General features: G+C 66.4%; 11 protein-coding genes. 5 read left to right on the plus strand and 6 right to left on the minus strand.

Features of this window, described 5'->3' with window-relative positions:
• Positions 1-64 precede the first annotated feature (64 nt).
• From IB261_RS28255 to IB261_RS28270, 4 genes are all read left to right on the plus strand, one after another.
• Positions 65-1087, plus strand: coding sequence for a hypothetical protein (locus tag IB261_RS28255; protein ID WP_192383644.1), 1023 nt, complete (start codon positions 65-67; stop codon positions 1085-1087).
• Entirely contained in the window at positions 1084-2151 is a 1068-nt protein-coding gene (locus tag IB261_RS28260) for a hypothetical protein (RefSeq protein WP_192383643.1), read from the plus strand. The genes IB261_RS28255 and IB261_RS28260 overlap by 4 nt, the downstream gene beginning before the upstream one ends.
• A 20-nt stretch (positions 2152-2171) precedes the next feature.
• Positions 2172-2684 (plus strand): dihydrofolate reductase, encoded by a 513-nt coding sequence (locus IB261_RS28265; RefSeq protein WP_065086563.1) that lies wholly within the window; start codon positions 2172-2174, stop codon positions 2682-2684.
• 348 nt (positions 2685-3032) lie between these two features.
• Entirely contained in the window at positions 3033-3326 is a 294-nt protein-coding gene (locus IB261_RS28270; protein ID WP_192383642.1) for a double zinc ribbon domain-containing protein, read from the plus strand.
• 31 nt (positions 3327-3357) lie between these two features.
• Here the strand turns inward: IB261_RS28270 and IB261_RS28275 are convergent, their stop codons facing one another.
• Positions 3358-5148 carry an acyl-CoA dehydrogenase C-terminal domain-containing protein gene (locus IB261_RS28275; RefSeq protein WP_192383641.1) on the minus strand — a complete coding sequence of 597 codons (1791 nt, stop codon included), beginning with the start codon at positions 5146-5148 and terminating at the stop codon, positions 3358-3360.
• Between the two features lie 2 nt (positions 5149-5150).
• Positions 5151-6386, minus strand: coding sequence for a 3-hydroxyacyl-CoA dehydrogenase (locus IB261_RS28280; RefSeq protein WP_151188659.1), 1236 nt, complete (start codon positions 6384-6386; stop codon positions 5151-5153).
• A 104-nt stretch (positions 6387-6490) separates the two neighbouring features.
• Here IB261_RS28280 and IB261_RS28285 point away from each other — a divergent pair, with 104 nt between their 5' ends.
• Positions 6491-7390 (plus strand): LysR family transcriptional regulator, encoded by a 900-nt coding sequence (locus IB261_RS28285; RefSeq protein ID WP_192383640.1) that lies wholly within the window; start codon positions 6491-6493, stop codon positions 7388-7390.
• A 139-nt stretch (positions 7391-7529) separates the two neighbouring features.
• Here the strand turns inward: IB261_RS28285 and IB261_RS28290 are convergent, their stop codons facing one another.
• The 4 genes from IB261_RS28290 to IB261_RS28305 form a co-directional block, all read right to left on the minus strand.
• On the minus strand, positions 7530-8132 hold the full coding sequence (locus IB261_RS28290) for a nitroreductase family protein (protein ID WP_192225125.1): 603 nt from the start codon (positions 8130-8132) through the stop codon (positions 7530-7532).
• A 154-nt stretch (positions 8133-8286) separates the two neighbouring features.
• The gene (locus IB261_RS28295) at positions 8287-9786 is read right to left on the minus strand and encodes a flavin-containing monooxygenase (protein ID WP_192383639.1); all 1500 of its coding nucleotides are present in this window, start codon (positions 9784-9786) and stop codon (positions 8287-8289) included.
• A 126-nt stretch (positions 9787-9912) separates the two neighbouring features.
• Positions 9913-11850, minus strand: coding sequence for a RecQ family ATP-dependent DNA helicase (locus IB261_RS28300; RefSeq protein ID WP_192383638.1), 1938 nt, complete (start codon positions 11848-11850; stop codon positions 9913-9915).
• Between the two features lie 221 nt (positions 11851-12071).
• Complete coding sequence (locus IB261_RS28305; RefSeq protein WP_081515293.1) at positions 12072-13613, minus strand: phosphoenolpyruvate carboxykinase; 1542 nt, start codon at positions 13611-13613, stop codon at positions 12072-12074.
• Between the last annotated feature and the right edge of the window lie 40 nt (positions 13614-13653).

Below are 13653 nucleotides of genomic sequence, written 5' to 3' on the forward strand. Positions count from 1 at the left end.
GGGGGCTCTCGCCGTGCCCGGCCAGCCTCACACTCGGAAAAAACAACAAGAATGAGGCCTCGCCATGCTGCGCTCGATGCTCAGTGCCTTGCCCCTGCTGCTGGCCGCCGCCACCGCGGTTGCCGTGGAAACACCGCCGGTGCGCCCCTCCGACTGGGGCCCGGACACCCCGCTGATGCAGGCGGTGCCGCCGCGCGTGCTGGACGCCAACGTCAGCGCCCGGCAGTCCGACAGCAACACCTCGCAACTGTGGATCAGCCACACCGACTTCCGCCTGCACGACGACATCGGCTTCTTCATCCGCAAGATGCTGATCCAGATGAGCCCGGTGGCGGGCGCCGGCACGCCGCTGATGCTCGACGACCCGAAGTCCATGATCGCGCGCATCCAGGCCGGGGACATCTTCGTCGCTGACGCGACCCTCGCCAGCCTGCTCAACGAGGAGCTGCGCAACGCCAGCGCGCCGGTGCGCAACCTCAAGCTCAGCACCCGCGCCAACGGCCAGGAAGTCCACGGCGAGCTGCTGCGCAAGGGCCGCTGGCGGCCGCTGCGGATGGTCACCGGGATCGAGCAGGCCGGGCCGTTGAAGGTGGCGCTGGTGCCGCAGCGAATCTTCGTCGACGGGGTGGACGTCACACCGTCGCTGACCGCTGCTTCCATCGAGATGTCCGAGGTGCTGCAACTGCACACCGCGCACATGCAGCTGATCGGCAACCGCATCCTGGTCGACCTCGACGGCCTGTTCCCGCCGCCGCGCCTGGACTTCACCGTCAGCCACCTGAAGCTCGCCGACGGCGGCATGGACCTGCTGCTGGGCAGCGACCTGGCCGAGCTCAAGTGGCCACAGCTCAAGGCGCCGCAGAGCTACATGTTCATCGAGGGCGGCGACATCAAGATGGCGCGGACCATCCTGGTGAAGGCCTACGCGCTCTTCACCAGCCTCAGCCCGGACGCGCCACTGCTGTTCAACCTCTACGACTACCGCCGCCAGCTGCAGTACGGCGAAATCCGCCTGCGCGAAGACGGCATGGTGCACATCGCCGTCTCGCCGGTTAAGGCGCCGGCCCCGGAGGAGAAAGCCCTATGAGAACCCTCCTTGCTTCCCTTCTTTGCCTCACGCTGGCCGGCCAGGCCGCGGCCGAGAGCGCCATCGACAAGCAACAGCGCGAACTGGGCGTGCTGCGCCAGGGCTGGTTCCAGCAGACGCCGCCGGCGGCGGACTTCAAGGCCAGCCGGCCGGGCGGCCTGCGCGATTCCGGCCAGGACGGCGTGGGCATCCTGCTCAACAACGTGGACATGTACTTCCAGGGCGACATCGGCTTCCACAGCCCGCTGCTCAAGGGCTGGCTGGTGCCGCTCAAGGCCGGCGAGCCGATCGACTTCGACCGCCCGCAGGACATGCGCATCAACGTTTCCGAGGGCGAGGTGATCCTCAGCCCCGAACAGCTCGGCAACCTGTTCAACCAGCACATCCTTGCCTACCCGGAAACCATGCTGCGCGACTTCAAGCTGAGCATCGAAGGCGATCGCCTGCTGGTCTCCGGCGAAGTGCAGCCGCTGGGCGTCGGCCCCTGGCTGCCGCTACGGCTCTCCGGCACGGTGAAGCTCGACGGCGACAACCTCGACTACCAGCCCGACAGCGTGAAGGTGCTCGGCGTGCCCAGCTACGGCGCCATGAGCCTGGTAGGCCTGCGCCTGGATTCGCTGGTGACCCTGGAGCGACCCGGCGCGGTGCTGCAGGACAACGTGATGCACCTGAACTACCACCAGGTCTTCCCGCTGGTGGGCATCGACGGCCGCGTCGAGTCCTCCTGGCTGGACGCCAAGGGCCTGCACCTGAAATTCGCGCCCAGAGACGGCGCCGCCTCGCTGGCCTTCGAGCCTCCGCGCCAGGCCGGGCAGTCCTACATCTGGCTGCAGTCGGGCGACCTGAAGATCTTCGAGATCCTCATCACCTACTCGCAGGTGCTGCTCAAGGCCGAGCGCCCGGACCAGACCCTGGCCTTCAACCTCAAGGACTATCGCAAGGTGCTGGCCACCGGCATCACCCAGGTCAACGAGGACGGCACCTTCTTCATGCGCGTTCCGCCACCCGCCGGCCCCGCCGACGGCGAGCGGCTGGTATCCTCTGGCAACGGGAGTTCCCGCTGATGTTCACCACTGGAGTCGAGATGACCCAAGCACTGCCCCTGGCGATGATCGCCGCCCTTGCCGAGAACCGCGTGATCGGCGTCGACAACCGCCTGCCCTGGCACCTGCCGCAGGACCTCAAGCACTTCAAGGCCATGACCCTGGGCAAGCCGGTGATCATGGGCCGCAAGACCTGGGATTCGCTCGGCCGCCCACTGCCGGGCCGCCTGAACATCGTGGTCACCCGCCAGGCGGGCCTGACGCTCGAAGGCGCGGAAGTCTTCACCAGCCTCGACGCAGCCCTGGAGCGCGCCGAGCAATGGGCCAAGGAAGAGGAAGCCGACGAGCTGATGCTGATCGGCGGTGCGCAACTCTACGGTGAAGCCCTGGGCCGCGCCGAACGCCTCTACCTGACTCGCGTGGGCCTGAGCCCGGCGGGCGACGCGCACTTCCCCGAAGTGAACGAAAGCCAGTGGCACCTGGCGTCGAGCATCGAGCACGATGCGGAAGGCGAGACGCCGGCCTATGCGTTCGAGGTTTGGGAGCGGGCCTGATAGCCCTGCGTATCCGGAGCCCCTCACCCCAGCCCTCTCCCAGAGGGAGAGGGAGCCGTATGTGCCGAGATGAATCCTGCTCTCCCTGATCGACCGGCTGACGCCTGACTCCCGGAGCGCTCCGAACGGTCCCCTCTCCCTCAGGAGCGGGGCGCGCAGCCAGGGTTAGGGTGAGGGAACACCCAGCTCCGAACTACCAAAAGAAATCGCCGCCCCGATCACCCGGCGCGGCGTTTTTTCATGGGCGCACTTTCACGAAATCTCCGCTCACACTCCCAAGCCTTGACCCTGTAGCAACTACGGGCTGCCCAATGACTCCACCCCACGACGGGAAACTGGAGGTACATCATGGGTTGGCTCGAACGTTTGATGATGGGCGGTCACCACGGCCGCGGCGGTCATGGCGGGCACGGCGGCGGTTACGGCGCACCGGGCTATCCGCCGGCACCCGCACCACCACCGACAGCCAATGCGGCTCCCACCCAGCCCTGCCCGCAGTGCAGCGCGCAGAACCCGCAGGACAGTCGCTTCTGCCACAACTGCGGCGGGTCGCTACAGGCCAAGCCCTGCAAGGGCTGCGGCGCCGCTGTCGCGCCTCAGGCACGCTTCTGTGCGCAGTGCGGCCAGGAGCGCGGCAGTTGACGGGCCCGCGGCAAAACCTCGGGCCCAGGGCTCAGAAGGCGAAATGCTCCGCGTCCAGCGCCATCAGGCAATCCGCGCCACCCAGCAGGGCCTCGCGGTGCATGCTGGCACGCGGCAGTATGCGCCTGACGTAGAACTCGGCGCTGGCGAGCTTGGCGCGGTAGAAGTCCGCGTCACCCTCGCCAGCCGCCAGCTTCGCCTGAGCCACACCGGCAGCTTGTAGCCACAGGCCACCGAGCAGCACGTAGGAGCAGTACTGCAGGAAGTCCACCGAGGTGGCGCCGATTTCCTGCGGGTCGCGCTGGCAGGCGGCGATCACTTCGCTGGTGAGGCTGCGCCATTCCAGCAGGCGCAGCCGGACGGTTTCCGCCAGGCCGGCCAGCTCAGTACGCGCGCCGACGGTTTCGCAGGTGGCCGCCAGTTCGCCGATCAGCGCGTTCAGTTCCGTGCCGCCGTCGCCCAGCAGCTTGCGGCGGATCAGGTCGAGCGCCTGGATGCCGTTGGTGCCTTCGTAGATCTGGGTGATGCGGCTGTCGCGCATCAGCTGTTCCATGCCCCATTCGCGGATGTAGCCGTGGCCGCCGTAGACCTGCACGCCGAGGCTGGAAACCTCCTGGCCGACTTCGGTGAAGAACGACTTGACGATGGGGATCAGCAGCGCCGCGCGCTTGCTCGCGGCCTTGCGGCCGTCCGCCTCGGGGTGGCCATGCTCCAGGTCCAGCTCGCGGGCGCAGAGCGCGGCGATCATCCGGCAGCCTTCGGTGAGGGTCTTCTGGGTCAGCAGCATGCGCCGCACGTCCGGGTGGACGATGATCGGGTCGGCAGCCTTGGACGGCTCGGCCGCACCGGTCAGCGCGCGCGATTGCAGGCGCTCGCGAGCATAGGCCAACGCGCCCTGGCAGGAGCGTTCGGCGATGCCCAGGCCCTGCAGGCCGACCTGGAAGCGCGCGTCATTCATCATGGTGAACATGCACGCCAGGCCCTGGTTGGCCTGGCCGATCAGCCAGCCGGTGGCGCCGTCGAAGTTCATCACGCAGGTGGAGGCGCCCTTGATGCCCATCTTGTGCTCGATGGCGCCGCAGCTCAGGGAGTTGCGCGCGCCCGGCGTGCCGTCGGCATTGGCGATGAACTTGGGCACCAGCAACAGGCTGATGCCCTTCACTCCGGCCGGCGCATCCGGCAAGCGCGCCAGCACCAGGTGGACGATGTTCTCGGAGAGGTCCTGCTCGCCGCCGCTGATGAAGATCTTGCTGCCACTGACGCGGTAGCTGCCGTCCGCCTGCGGCTCGGCGCGGGTGCGCAGCAGGGCCAGGTCGGTGCCGGCCTGGGGTTCGGTGAGGCACATGGTGCCGCTCCACACGCCGCTGACCATCTTCGCCAGGTAGTCGCGCTGCAGTTCCGGCGCGCCGTGCTTGTACAGCGCCAGCACCGCGCCTTCGGTGAGACCGGAGTAGACGCGGAAGGACAGCGAGGCGGCCATCAGCATCTCGTGGAAGCTGGCCGCGACCATCTGCGGGAAACCCTGGCCGCCGAACTCGGTCGGGCCGGTCATGCTGGCCCAGCCGTTGTCGCAATACTGCTGGTAGGCCTCGCGGAAGCCATCGGGCGTGGTGACTTCGCCGTTCAGCAGGGTGGCGCCCTGCTCGTCGCTGTTACGGTTCAGTGGGGCGACCACTTCGCCGGTGTAGCGCGCGCCTTCTTCCAGCACGCCGTCGATCAGCTCGCGGTCGAGGCCGTTGCCCAGTTGCTCGCAATGGGCGCTGACGTCAAACAGCTCGTGGAGGACGAAGCGCATGTCGCGCAGGGGTGCCTGGTAACTCATGTTCAGTGCTCCTGTTTCACGTCGGCGAAGCGGCCATTGGCGGCGGCCAGGCGCTCGATCAGAGCGGCCGGCTGCCAGTGCGCGCCGTGCTCGCCGGCCAGGTCACGCAGGCGCGCCAGCACGCTCTGCAGACCCTGGGCATCGGCCCAGGCCATTGGACCGGACTTGTCCTTGGGGAAGCCATAACCATTGAGGTAAACGGTGTCGATGTCGGCGCTGGTGGAGGCAATGCCTTCGTCGAGAATCTTCGCGCCTTCGTTGACCAGCGCCAGCAGGCAGCGCTCGAGGATTTCCTCGGCACCGATATCCCGGCGCTGGTAGCCCAGGCGCTCGGACTCGCGCAGCACCAGCGCGTCCACTTCCGGGTCGTGCTCGGCCTGGCGGCTGCCCGGCTCGTAGTGATAGAAGCCGTTGCCGGACTTCTGGCCGAAACGGCCCATCTCGCACAGGCGGTTGTCCACCTGCACGGTCGGCGCGTCCTGGCCCTTGCCGGCCAGCTCGCGGGCGCGCCATTCGAGGTCGATGCCGACCACGTCGAACATGCGGAACGGCCCCATGGCGAAACCGAAGCCCTGGATCGCCGCGTCCACCTGGTGCGGCAGCGAGCCTTCGAGGATCAGCCGGCGCGATTCCTGGACGTACTTCTCCAGCATGCGGTTGCCGATGAAGCCGTGGCAGTTGCCGGCGACCACGCTGACCTTGCCCATCCGCTCGCCCAGTTCCAGGGCCGCTTCGAGCACGGCGGGAGCGGTCTTCGCGCCGCGCACGATCTCCAGCAGCTTCATGATGTGCGCCGGGCTGAAGAAGTGCAGGCCGAGCACCTGGGACGGCCGCGAGGTCACTGCGGCGATGGCGTCGACGTCCAGGTAGGAAGTGTTGGAAGCCAGGATGGCCGAGGGTTTCAGCGCCGCATCCAGCTCGCGGAAGATCGATTGCTTGAGCTCCAGATTCTCGTACACCGCCTCGATCACCAGGTCCACCTCGCGGATCGCCGCGTAGTTCGCCGCCTGGGAGATGCGCGCACGACGACGGGTGGCTTCGGCCTCGTCGATGCGGCCCTGGCGCACGTTGTGGGCGTAGGTGTCGGCCACGGCGCCGAGGGCCTGGGTGAGCATCTGCGGGTTGTTGTCCAGCCACAGGACCTGCACGCCGGCGTTCGCCAGGCACATGGCAATGCCCCGACCCATGGTGCCGGCGCCGATGACGGCGGCGCTGGCGATGCGGATGTTCTGGCTCATGTTGTTCCTCTTGTCAGCCTGAAACGCTCGTTTGAAGACCACTCACCTTAGGGAAGGCGGTACTATTTTTGAAATTTTGAGTTGTGATAAGTGGAATTCAGCCAGTGAATATGACCACCTTCGACCTCAACTTGCTGCGGGTGCTGGATGCGCTGCTGCGCGAGCGCAACGTCTCGCGCGCGGCGGAGCGCCTGTCGCTGAGCCAGCCGGCGGTGAGCAACGCGCTGAACCGTCTGCGCGAACTGCTCGATGATCCGCTGCTGGTGCGCGTCGGTCGGGCGATGCAGCCGACGCCGCGGGCGCTGGAGCTGGAAGCGCCGATCCGCGATGCCCTGCAGCGCATCGGCCAGAGTCTGGCCGGCGGCGACACCTTCGACCCGACGCGCAGTCGCCAGCGCTTCACCCTGGCGCTGACCGACTATGTGGAAGCGCTGTGCATGCCGCACCTGCTCGAAAGTCTGGGCAGCACGGCGCCGGGCATGGGCCTGAGCATCCAGCACCTGACACCGACGCTGCCCACCGAGGCGCTGGACAAGGGCAACCTGGACCTGGTGCTGGGGCGCTTCGAGGAGCTGCCAGCGCGCTTCCAGCGCCGCCCGTGGGCGAGCGAAACGCTGCGCCTGCTGGCCCGGCGCGGACACCCGCAGGTGGACGGCGGGATCGACCTGCCGACCTTCCTCGGCCAGCGGCACCTGTGGGTTTCCGGCGGGCAGACCAAGGGCATGGTCGACCAGTGGCTGGCCAGCCAGGGGCTGAAACGGCAGATCGCCTACACCACACCCAACTACCTGCAGGCGGCTCATCTCGTGGCGACCACGGATTTGCTGACGGTGCTGCCGACACGACTGGCGGCGTATTTCGCCCGCCTGCTGCCGTTGCAGGTACTGGAGTTGCCGTTCGACGTCGGGCAGTTCCACCTTGAGCTGGTCTATCTCGCCCAGCGCGAGCGGGATACGGCGTTGCAGTGGCTGATCGAACGGATAGTGGACTCCGCTCCGGAATAACAGGAGGCACGACGTAGGATGGCGTGGAGCGAAGCGATACCCATCGCCCTGTACGTAGACAGCATGGGTATCGCTCCGCTCCACCCATCCTACGAGGGGCAGACAAGAAAAACGCGCCCGGAGGCGCGTTTCGTCGGGATCAGAAACGATCGCGAACGATCGTCTCTTCCAGCGGCAGGCGGCCGATGCGCGGCCGGGCTTCCACCGCCTGCTTACCCACGGCAATCATCAGGCCGATGGCGTGGCTGGCCGGCAGGTTGATCAGCTTGGCCACAGCGTCGAAGTCGAAACCGACCATCGGCACGCTGTCCAGGCCACGGCCACGGGCGGCGAGCATCAGGGTCTGGGCTACCAGGCCGCTGCTGCGCATGGCTTCGTCGCGCTGGGTCTGCGGCTTGTCGCGGTAGTAGCCGTCGATGGCGCCGACCATGTAGTTCTTCACTTCGACCGGGGCGCCGTCCCACACGCGCTCGGCGTTCTTCTCCCAGCTGTCGACCTGCGCGCAGACGATCACCAGCATCGAGGCGTCGGTCATCTGCACCTGGTCCCAGCCGGCTGCGCGAATCTGCGCGCGCAGCTGCGGGTCGCTGACTTCCACCAGGCGCACGTGCTGCAGGTTGAACGAGGTGGGAGCGAGCAGCGCCTGTTGCAGCAGGTCGTCCTTCTCCTCGCGGCTCATCACATAGGAAGTGTCGAAACCACGAATGGAACGGCGGCTGCGGATGGCGTCTTCGATCAGCATGGAAAATCCTCTGGCTGGCATGGACGGGAATGGCGCGCATGGTAAGCCGAGAGGCCGCCCCGTTGCAGAGCGGCGTATCGATAATGTCCATCCGAAGCGTTGATAGATCGAACGACGCGGGCACTCGCCGGACCGAGCAAGTGCCCGCAGGGGATCAGCTCTCCAGCGCTTCCACCGGTGCCGCCGCGGCCTGACGCTGCCTGGGCGAGGTGAAGGCCAGGTAACCATCCTCGACCTTGCCGAAGCGCAGCAGGGCGAGGTCCAGCGCGTAGTTCTGATAGAGCTTCCACGGTGTGCGGTCGCCCTGCTTGGGCATGCGGTCGGCGGCGCGCTGGATGTAGCCGGAGTTGAGGTTGAGGAAGGGCACTTCCTTCACCGAGCCATCGGTCTGGCGCGGTGTGCACTGGCGCATGCCGACGGCATCGAGGTGGTTGATCAGGCGGCAGAAGTACTCGCTGGAGAGGTCGGCCTTGAGCGTCCAGCTGGCGTTGGTGTAGCCGACGATGGCGGCGAGGTTGGGCAAATCGCGCAGCATGATGCCGCGGTAGCCCATGCTCTGGGTGACGTCGAAGGGCTTGCCGTCGATCGCCAGCTCCGCGCCGCCGAACATCACCAGGTCCAGCCCGGTGGCGGTGACGATCACGTCCGCCTCCAGCACCTGCCCGGACTTGAGCAGGATGCCCTTCTCGCAGAAGCGCTCGATATGGTCAGTGACCACCGAAGCACGTCCGTGGCGCAGCGCCTTGAACAGGTCGCCATCGGGCACGCAGCACACGCGCTCGTCCCACGGTTTGTAGCGCGGGCTGAAGTGGCGCATATCGAAATCCTTGCCCAGCTGCAGGTTGGCCAGCTTCAGCATGAGCTTGCGCACCGCGCCGGGAAACGCCTTGGAGGCCATGAAGAAGATCATCTGCATGGTCACGTTGCGCGCCCGCGCCTGGCGGTAAACCCACTTCTCCGGCAGGAAGTTGCGCAGGAAGTTGGAGATCGGGTCCTTCGCCGGCAAGTTGATCACATAGGACGGCGAGCGTTGCAGCATGGTGACGTGGGCGGCCTTGTCGGTCAGCGAGGGCACCAGCGTGACAGCGGTGGCGCCGCTGCCGATCACCACGATGCGCTTGCCGCTGTAGTCGAAGTTCTCCGGCCACAGCTGCGGATGGATGACCTGCCCGGCGAAGCTCTCGCGGCCGGCGAATTCCGGGGTGTAGCCAGCGTCGTAGCGGTAGTAGCCGGTGCACATGAAGAGGAACTGCGCGCTCATGCGCACCGGCTCCGCCTCGTCGCCGCGCTGCACCAGCAGGTTCCAGCGCGCGCTGGCGCTGTCCCAGTCGGCCTTGAGCACGCGGTGGCGGTAGCGGACCTTGTCCTCGACGCGGTACTCGCGGGCGGTCTCGCGGATGTAGTTGAGGATCGACGGACCGTCGGCGATGGCCTTGGGGTCGGTCCAGGGCTTGAAGTTGTAGCCCAGGGTGTACATGTCCGAGTCGGAGCGGATGCCCGGGTAGCGGAACAGGTCCCAGGTGCCGCCCATGGCCTCGCGGCCCTCGAAGATGGCATAGGACTTGCCGGGGCACTGCTTCTGCAGGTGGCAGGCGGCGCCGATGCCGGACAGGCCGGCGCCGATGATCAGTACATCCAGGTGCTCGGTGGACATGCGCGGGGCTCCTTGCTGCAACGCCCTGAAGAGTCTAGGCGGAAACGCCTTTTTCACACCCTACAAGGAGCCCGGCCGGCATCACGCCGACCTTTAGTCGTGCGTGGCACCGGCGCCTTCAGGCGGTCACAGTTGCGCCTGCACCCAGTCACGGACCTGGGCATAGGGATAGTCCTCCAGCGTCGCGTAGCCCGGCAGCGTGCGTGCGCGCATGCGGGTGAAGGCCGGCACGCTGATGCCACAGAGGAAGCGCGTCACGCAGTCGGCGCTGGGCGCAAGACCTCGTGCGCTGCGGTACTTTTCCAGAAACGCGGCGCAGCGATTGTGCAGCGACTGGCCGTCCAGCGGCGGCAGTGCGGGTGGCTCCGGCAGTCGAGCAACGCGGCCAGCGCAGACCGAGCAGTGCCCGCAGCGGTTCGGCGCCTGCTGGTCGCCGAAGTACTGGGCAAGGCGCCAGCTCAGGCACTCCGCGCTGCCCAGCAGTTCAAGCATGGCGCCAATGCGGGCGATCTCGCTTTCTTCGTGGCGCTTGAAGTAGCGATGCAGCTCCTCACTCAAGTTATCCACAGCGAAGGACGCATCACGCACCGAGTAGACCTCGGTCATCTGCTTGCTCTCCAGCTCCACCCAGCCCCGCTCCTGGAAATAATCCAGCGCCTTCACCACCCGCGCGCGCTCGGCGCCATGGCGGCTGTAGAGAGTGTCGAAATCCAGGGTCGCCCAGGTCCGGGCGCGGGCCGAGGTGGTGAGGATGGCATCGACGAACTGCCGACGCTCGCCTTCGAAATGACTCAGCAGCTCGGCGGAATCGATGTTCAGTTTGTAGCGATATTCGGCGAAATAGGCGAAACGCGGGGCGATGATGCCGCGTAGTTCCAGCTGCACCAGCAGCGTCTTCAACGGCAGCTGGCGGATGTTGGACTGGTCCGACAGCGGCACCAGCATGGTTTCCCACTGGCCGCCCCCCTGATTTCCAGCCGCCTGGCGAATCTCTTCCAGCACATGGCGAATGCCCTCGCGCTCGGGCGTGTCGCCGTAGACGAAGTTCTCCAGCACGTTGAGGCTGTCGCGGTTGGCCAGCACCAGGCACTCCGAACGCTGGCCGTCACGCCCGGCGCGGCCGATCTCCTGGCTGTAGTTCTCCAGCGACTTGGGCAGGTCGTAGTGCACCACCTGGCGGATGTTGCTCTTGTCGATGCCCATGCCGAAGGCGATGGTGGCGACGATGCAGTTCAGCCGCCCTTCCATGAAGCGACGCTGGATGCCCTCGCGCTCCGGGTGCTCCATCCCCGCGTGGTAGGCACAGGCGGGAATGCCGCGCTCGGCCAGGTGCGCGGCAACTTCCTCGGCGGTCTTCTGCTGGGTGACATAGACGATGGCCGGCTGCCCGGCGCGCTCGCCCAGCCACTGCACCAGCCGCGCGCGACGGGCGGCGCTGGCCACCGGCTCCACCTGCAGATCGAGGTTGGCGCGATAGAAGCCGGTGGTGACCACGTCGGACTCGGCGATGGCGAACTTGGTGCGCATGTCGGCAATCACGGCCGGTGTCGCGGTGGCGGTGAGCAGCAGCACCTGGGGAATGCGGAACTGCTTCTGGTAGTCCGGCAGCTTCAGGTAGTCGGGGCGGAAGTTGTGGCCCCATTCGGAGATACAGTGCGCTTCGTCCACCACCAGCAGGGAAATCGGCACCTCGCTGATGAAGTTGCGGAAGCGCTCGTTCTTCAGGCGCTCCACCGAGATCATCAGCACCTTCAGCTCGCCGCTGCGCACCCGCGCCATGGTCTGCGCGGTCTGCTCGCGGCTCTGCGCCGAATCGATGCTGGCGGCAGCGATGCCGTGGCGGGCGAGGAAGGCGAGCTGGTCCTGCATCAGCGCCAGCAGCGGCGAGACCACCAGGGTCAGGTGCGGCAGCAGAAGCGCCGGCAACTGGTAGCACAGCGACTTGCCCGAGCCGGTGGGGAAGATCGCCGCCGCCGAGCGCCCGGCCAGCACTGCGCTGACTGCCGCCTCCTGGCCGGGACGGAACTGGCGGAAGCCGAAGACACGTTCGAGGGTGTCGTGCATGGGGGTAACTCCTTTCATGGGCGTCCACCCAGCCTAGGAAGCGCTTTTGTAGGAGCGCGCTTGCCAGCGAACGGGATTAGGAGCATTCGCCAACGGTACAGATTCTGCCACCTTGTAGGAGCGGGCCATGCGGGCGATCGCGGGCATGGCCCGCTCCTACAGGACTTACCGGCGCAAATGAAAAAGCCGCCCGAAGGCGGCTCTTTCCAGAACGGGCTCGCTTACAGCTGCGGGCCGGCGTTCTTGATGGCGTCGCTCACGTCGAACTTCTGGAAGTTGTCGATGAACTTGGTGGCCAGGCCCTTGGCGGCTTCGTCGTAGGCAGCCTTGTCTTCCCAGGTGTTGCGCGGGTTGAGCAGGACGGTGTCGACGCCCGGAACGGCCTTGGGCACGTCCAGGTTGATGATGTCCAGGTGCTCGGTCTCGGCGCCGATCAGAGCACCGCTCTGGATGGCGGCGATCACGCCACGGGTGGTCGGGATGTTGAAGCGCTTGCCGACGCCGTAGCCACCACCGGTCCAGCCGGTGTTGACCAGGTAGACCTTGGAGCCGAAGGCCTTGATGCGCTTGATCAGCAGCTCGGCGTAGACGCCAGCCGGACGCGGGAAGAACGGTGCGCCGAAGCAGGTGGAGAAGGTCGACTTGATGCCGCCGCCCGAACCCATTTCGGTGGAACCGACCAGCGCGGTGTAGCCGGACAGGAAGTGGTAGGCCGCCTGCTCGTTGTTCAGGATCGACACCGGCGGCAGTACGCCGGTCAGGTCGCAGGTCAGGAAGATCACGGCGTTCGGTTCGCCGCCGAGGTTCTGCTCGGAACGCTTCTCGACGTTTTCCAGCGGGTAGGCCGCGCGGGAGTTCTGGGTCAGGCTGTCATCGGCGTAGTCCGGAGTGCGGTTTTCGTCGAGGACGACGTTTTCCAGCACGGCGCCGAACTTGATGGCTTTCCAGATGACCGGCTCGTTCTTCTCGGACAGGTCGATGCACTTGGCATAGCAACCGCCTTCGATGTTGAAGACAACGCCTTCGCCCCAGCCGTGCTCGTCGTCGCCGATCAGGTAGCGGCTTTCGTCGGCGGACAGGGTGGTCTTGCCGGTGCCCGACAGGCCGAAGAACAGGGTCACGTCGCCCGCTTCGCCGATGTTGGCGGCGCAGTGCATCGGCAGCACGTCTTTTTCCGGCAGCAGGTAGTTCTGCACGCCGAACATGGCCTTCTTCATCTCACCGGCGTAGCGCATGCCGGCGATCAGCACCTTCTTCTGGGCGAAGTTGAGGATCACGCAGCCATCGGAGTTGGTGCCGTCACGCTCGGGCACGCACTCGAAGTTGGCGACGTTGAGAACCTGCCACTCTTCGCGGCCGGCCGGGTTGTACTGCTCGGGCTCGATGAACAGCGCACGGCCGAACAGGTTCTGCCAGGCGGTAGCGGTGGTCATCTTCACGGCCAGGTAGTGGTCGTGGGCCGAACCTACATGAACGTGGGAAACGAAATGGTCCTGGGCGTCATTGAAGGCCTGGACACGGTCCCACAGGGCATCGAACTTGTCGGCCGGGAACGGACGGTTGATGGCGCCCCATGCGATGGAATCCTTGCTGCCCGGCTCTTCGACGATGAAACGGTCGGCAGGCGAGCGGCCGGTGCGGTGGCCGGTTTTCACCACGAGCGAGCCGTTGTCGGCGAGTTCGCCTTCGCCGCGGCGAATGGCTTCTTCCACCAGTTGGGCAACGCTGATATCGGTGTAAACGGCTTTATTGGCTTGCGTCATGTGGGTCCCCGTCGGCCGAAGCCGAGTCCTCCAAACATTG

It is taken from the genome of Pseudomonas sp. PDM20 (assembly GCF_014852575.3).
Taxonomy (GTDB): domain Bacteria; phylum Pseudomonadota; class Gammaproteobacteria; order Pseudomonadales; family Pseudomonadaceae; genus Pseudomonas.

What these genes read in the sequence shown, in the direction of transcription:
- IB261_RS28295 (WP_192383639.1), bottom strand. Translation starts at nt 9,786, where the DNA reads ATGTCCACCGAGCACCTGGATGTACTGATCATCGGCGCCGGCCTGTCC.
- IB261_RS28280 (WP_151188659.1), bottom strand. Translation starts at nt 6,386, where the DNA reads ATGAGCCAGAACATCCGCATCGCCAGCGCCGCCGTCATCGGCGCCGGC.
- IB261_RS28300 (WP_192383638.1), bottom strand. Translation starts at nt 11,850, where the DNA reads ATGCACGACACCCTCGAACGTGTCTTCGGCTTCCGCCAGTTCCGTCCC.
- IB261_RS28275 (WP_192383641.1), bottom strand. Translation starts at nt 5,148, where the DNA reads ATGAGTTACCAGGCACCCCTGCGCGACATGCGCTTCGTCCTCCACGAG.
- IB261_RS28305 (WP_081515293.1), bottom strand. Translation starts at nt 13,613, where the DNA reads ATGACGCAAGCCAATAAAGCCGTTTACACCGATATCAGCGTTGCCCAA.
- IB261_RS28270 (WP_192383642.1), top strand. Translation starts at nt 3,033, where the DNA reads ATGGGTTGGCTCGAACGTTTGATGATGGGCGGTCACCACGGCCGCGGC.
- IB261_RS28265 (WP_065086563.1), top strand. Translation starts at nt 2,172, where the DNA reads ATGACCCAAGCACTGCCCCTGGCGATGATCGCCGCCCTTGCCGAGAAC.
- IB261_RS28255 (WP_192383644.1), top strand. Translation starts at nt 65, where the DNA reads ATGCTGCGCTCGATGCTCAGTGCCTTGCCCCTGCTGCTGGCCGCCGCC.
- IB261_RS28260 (WP_192383643.1), top strand. Translation starts at nt 1,084, where the DNA reads ATGAGAACCCTCCTTGCTTCCCTTCTTTGCCTCACGCTGGCCGGCCAG.
- IB261_RS28290 (WP_192225125.1), bottom strand. Translation starts at nt 8,132, where the DNA reads ATGCTGATCGAAGACGCCATCCGCAGCCGCCGTTCCATTCGTGGTTTC.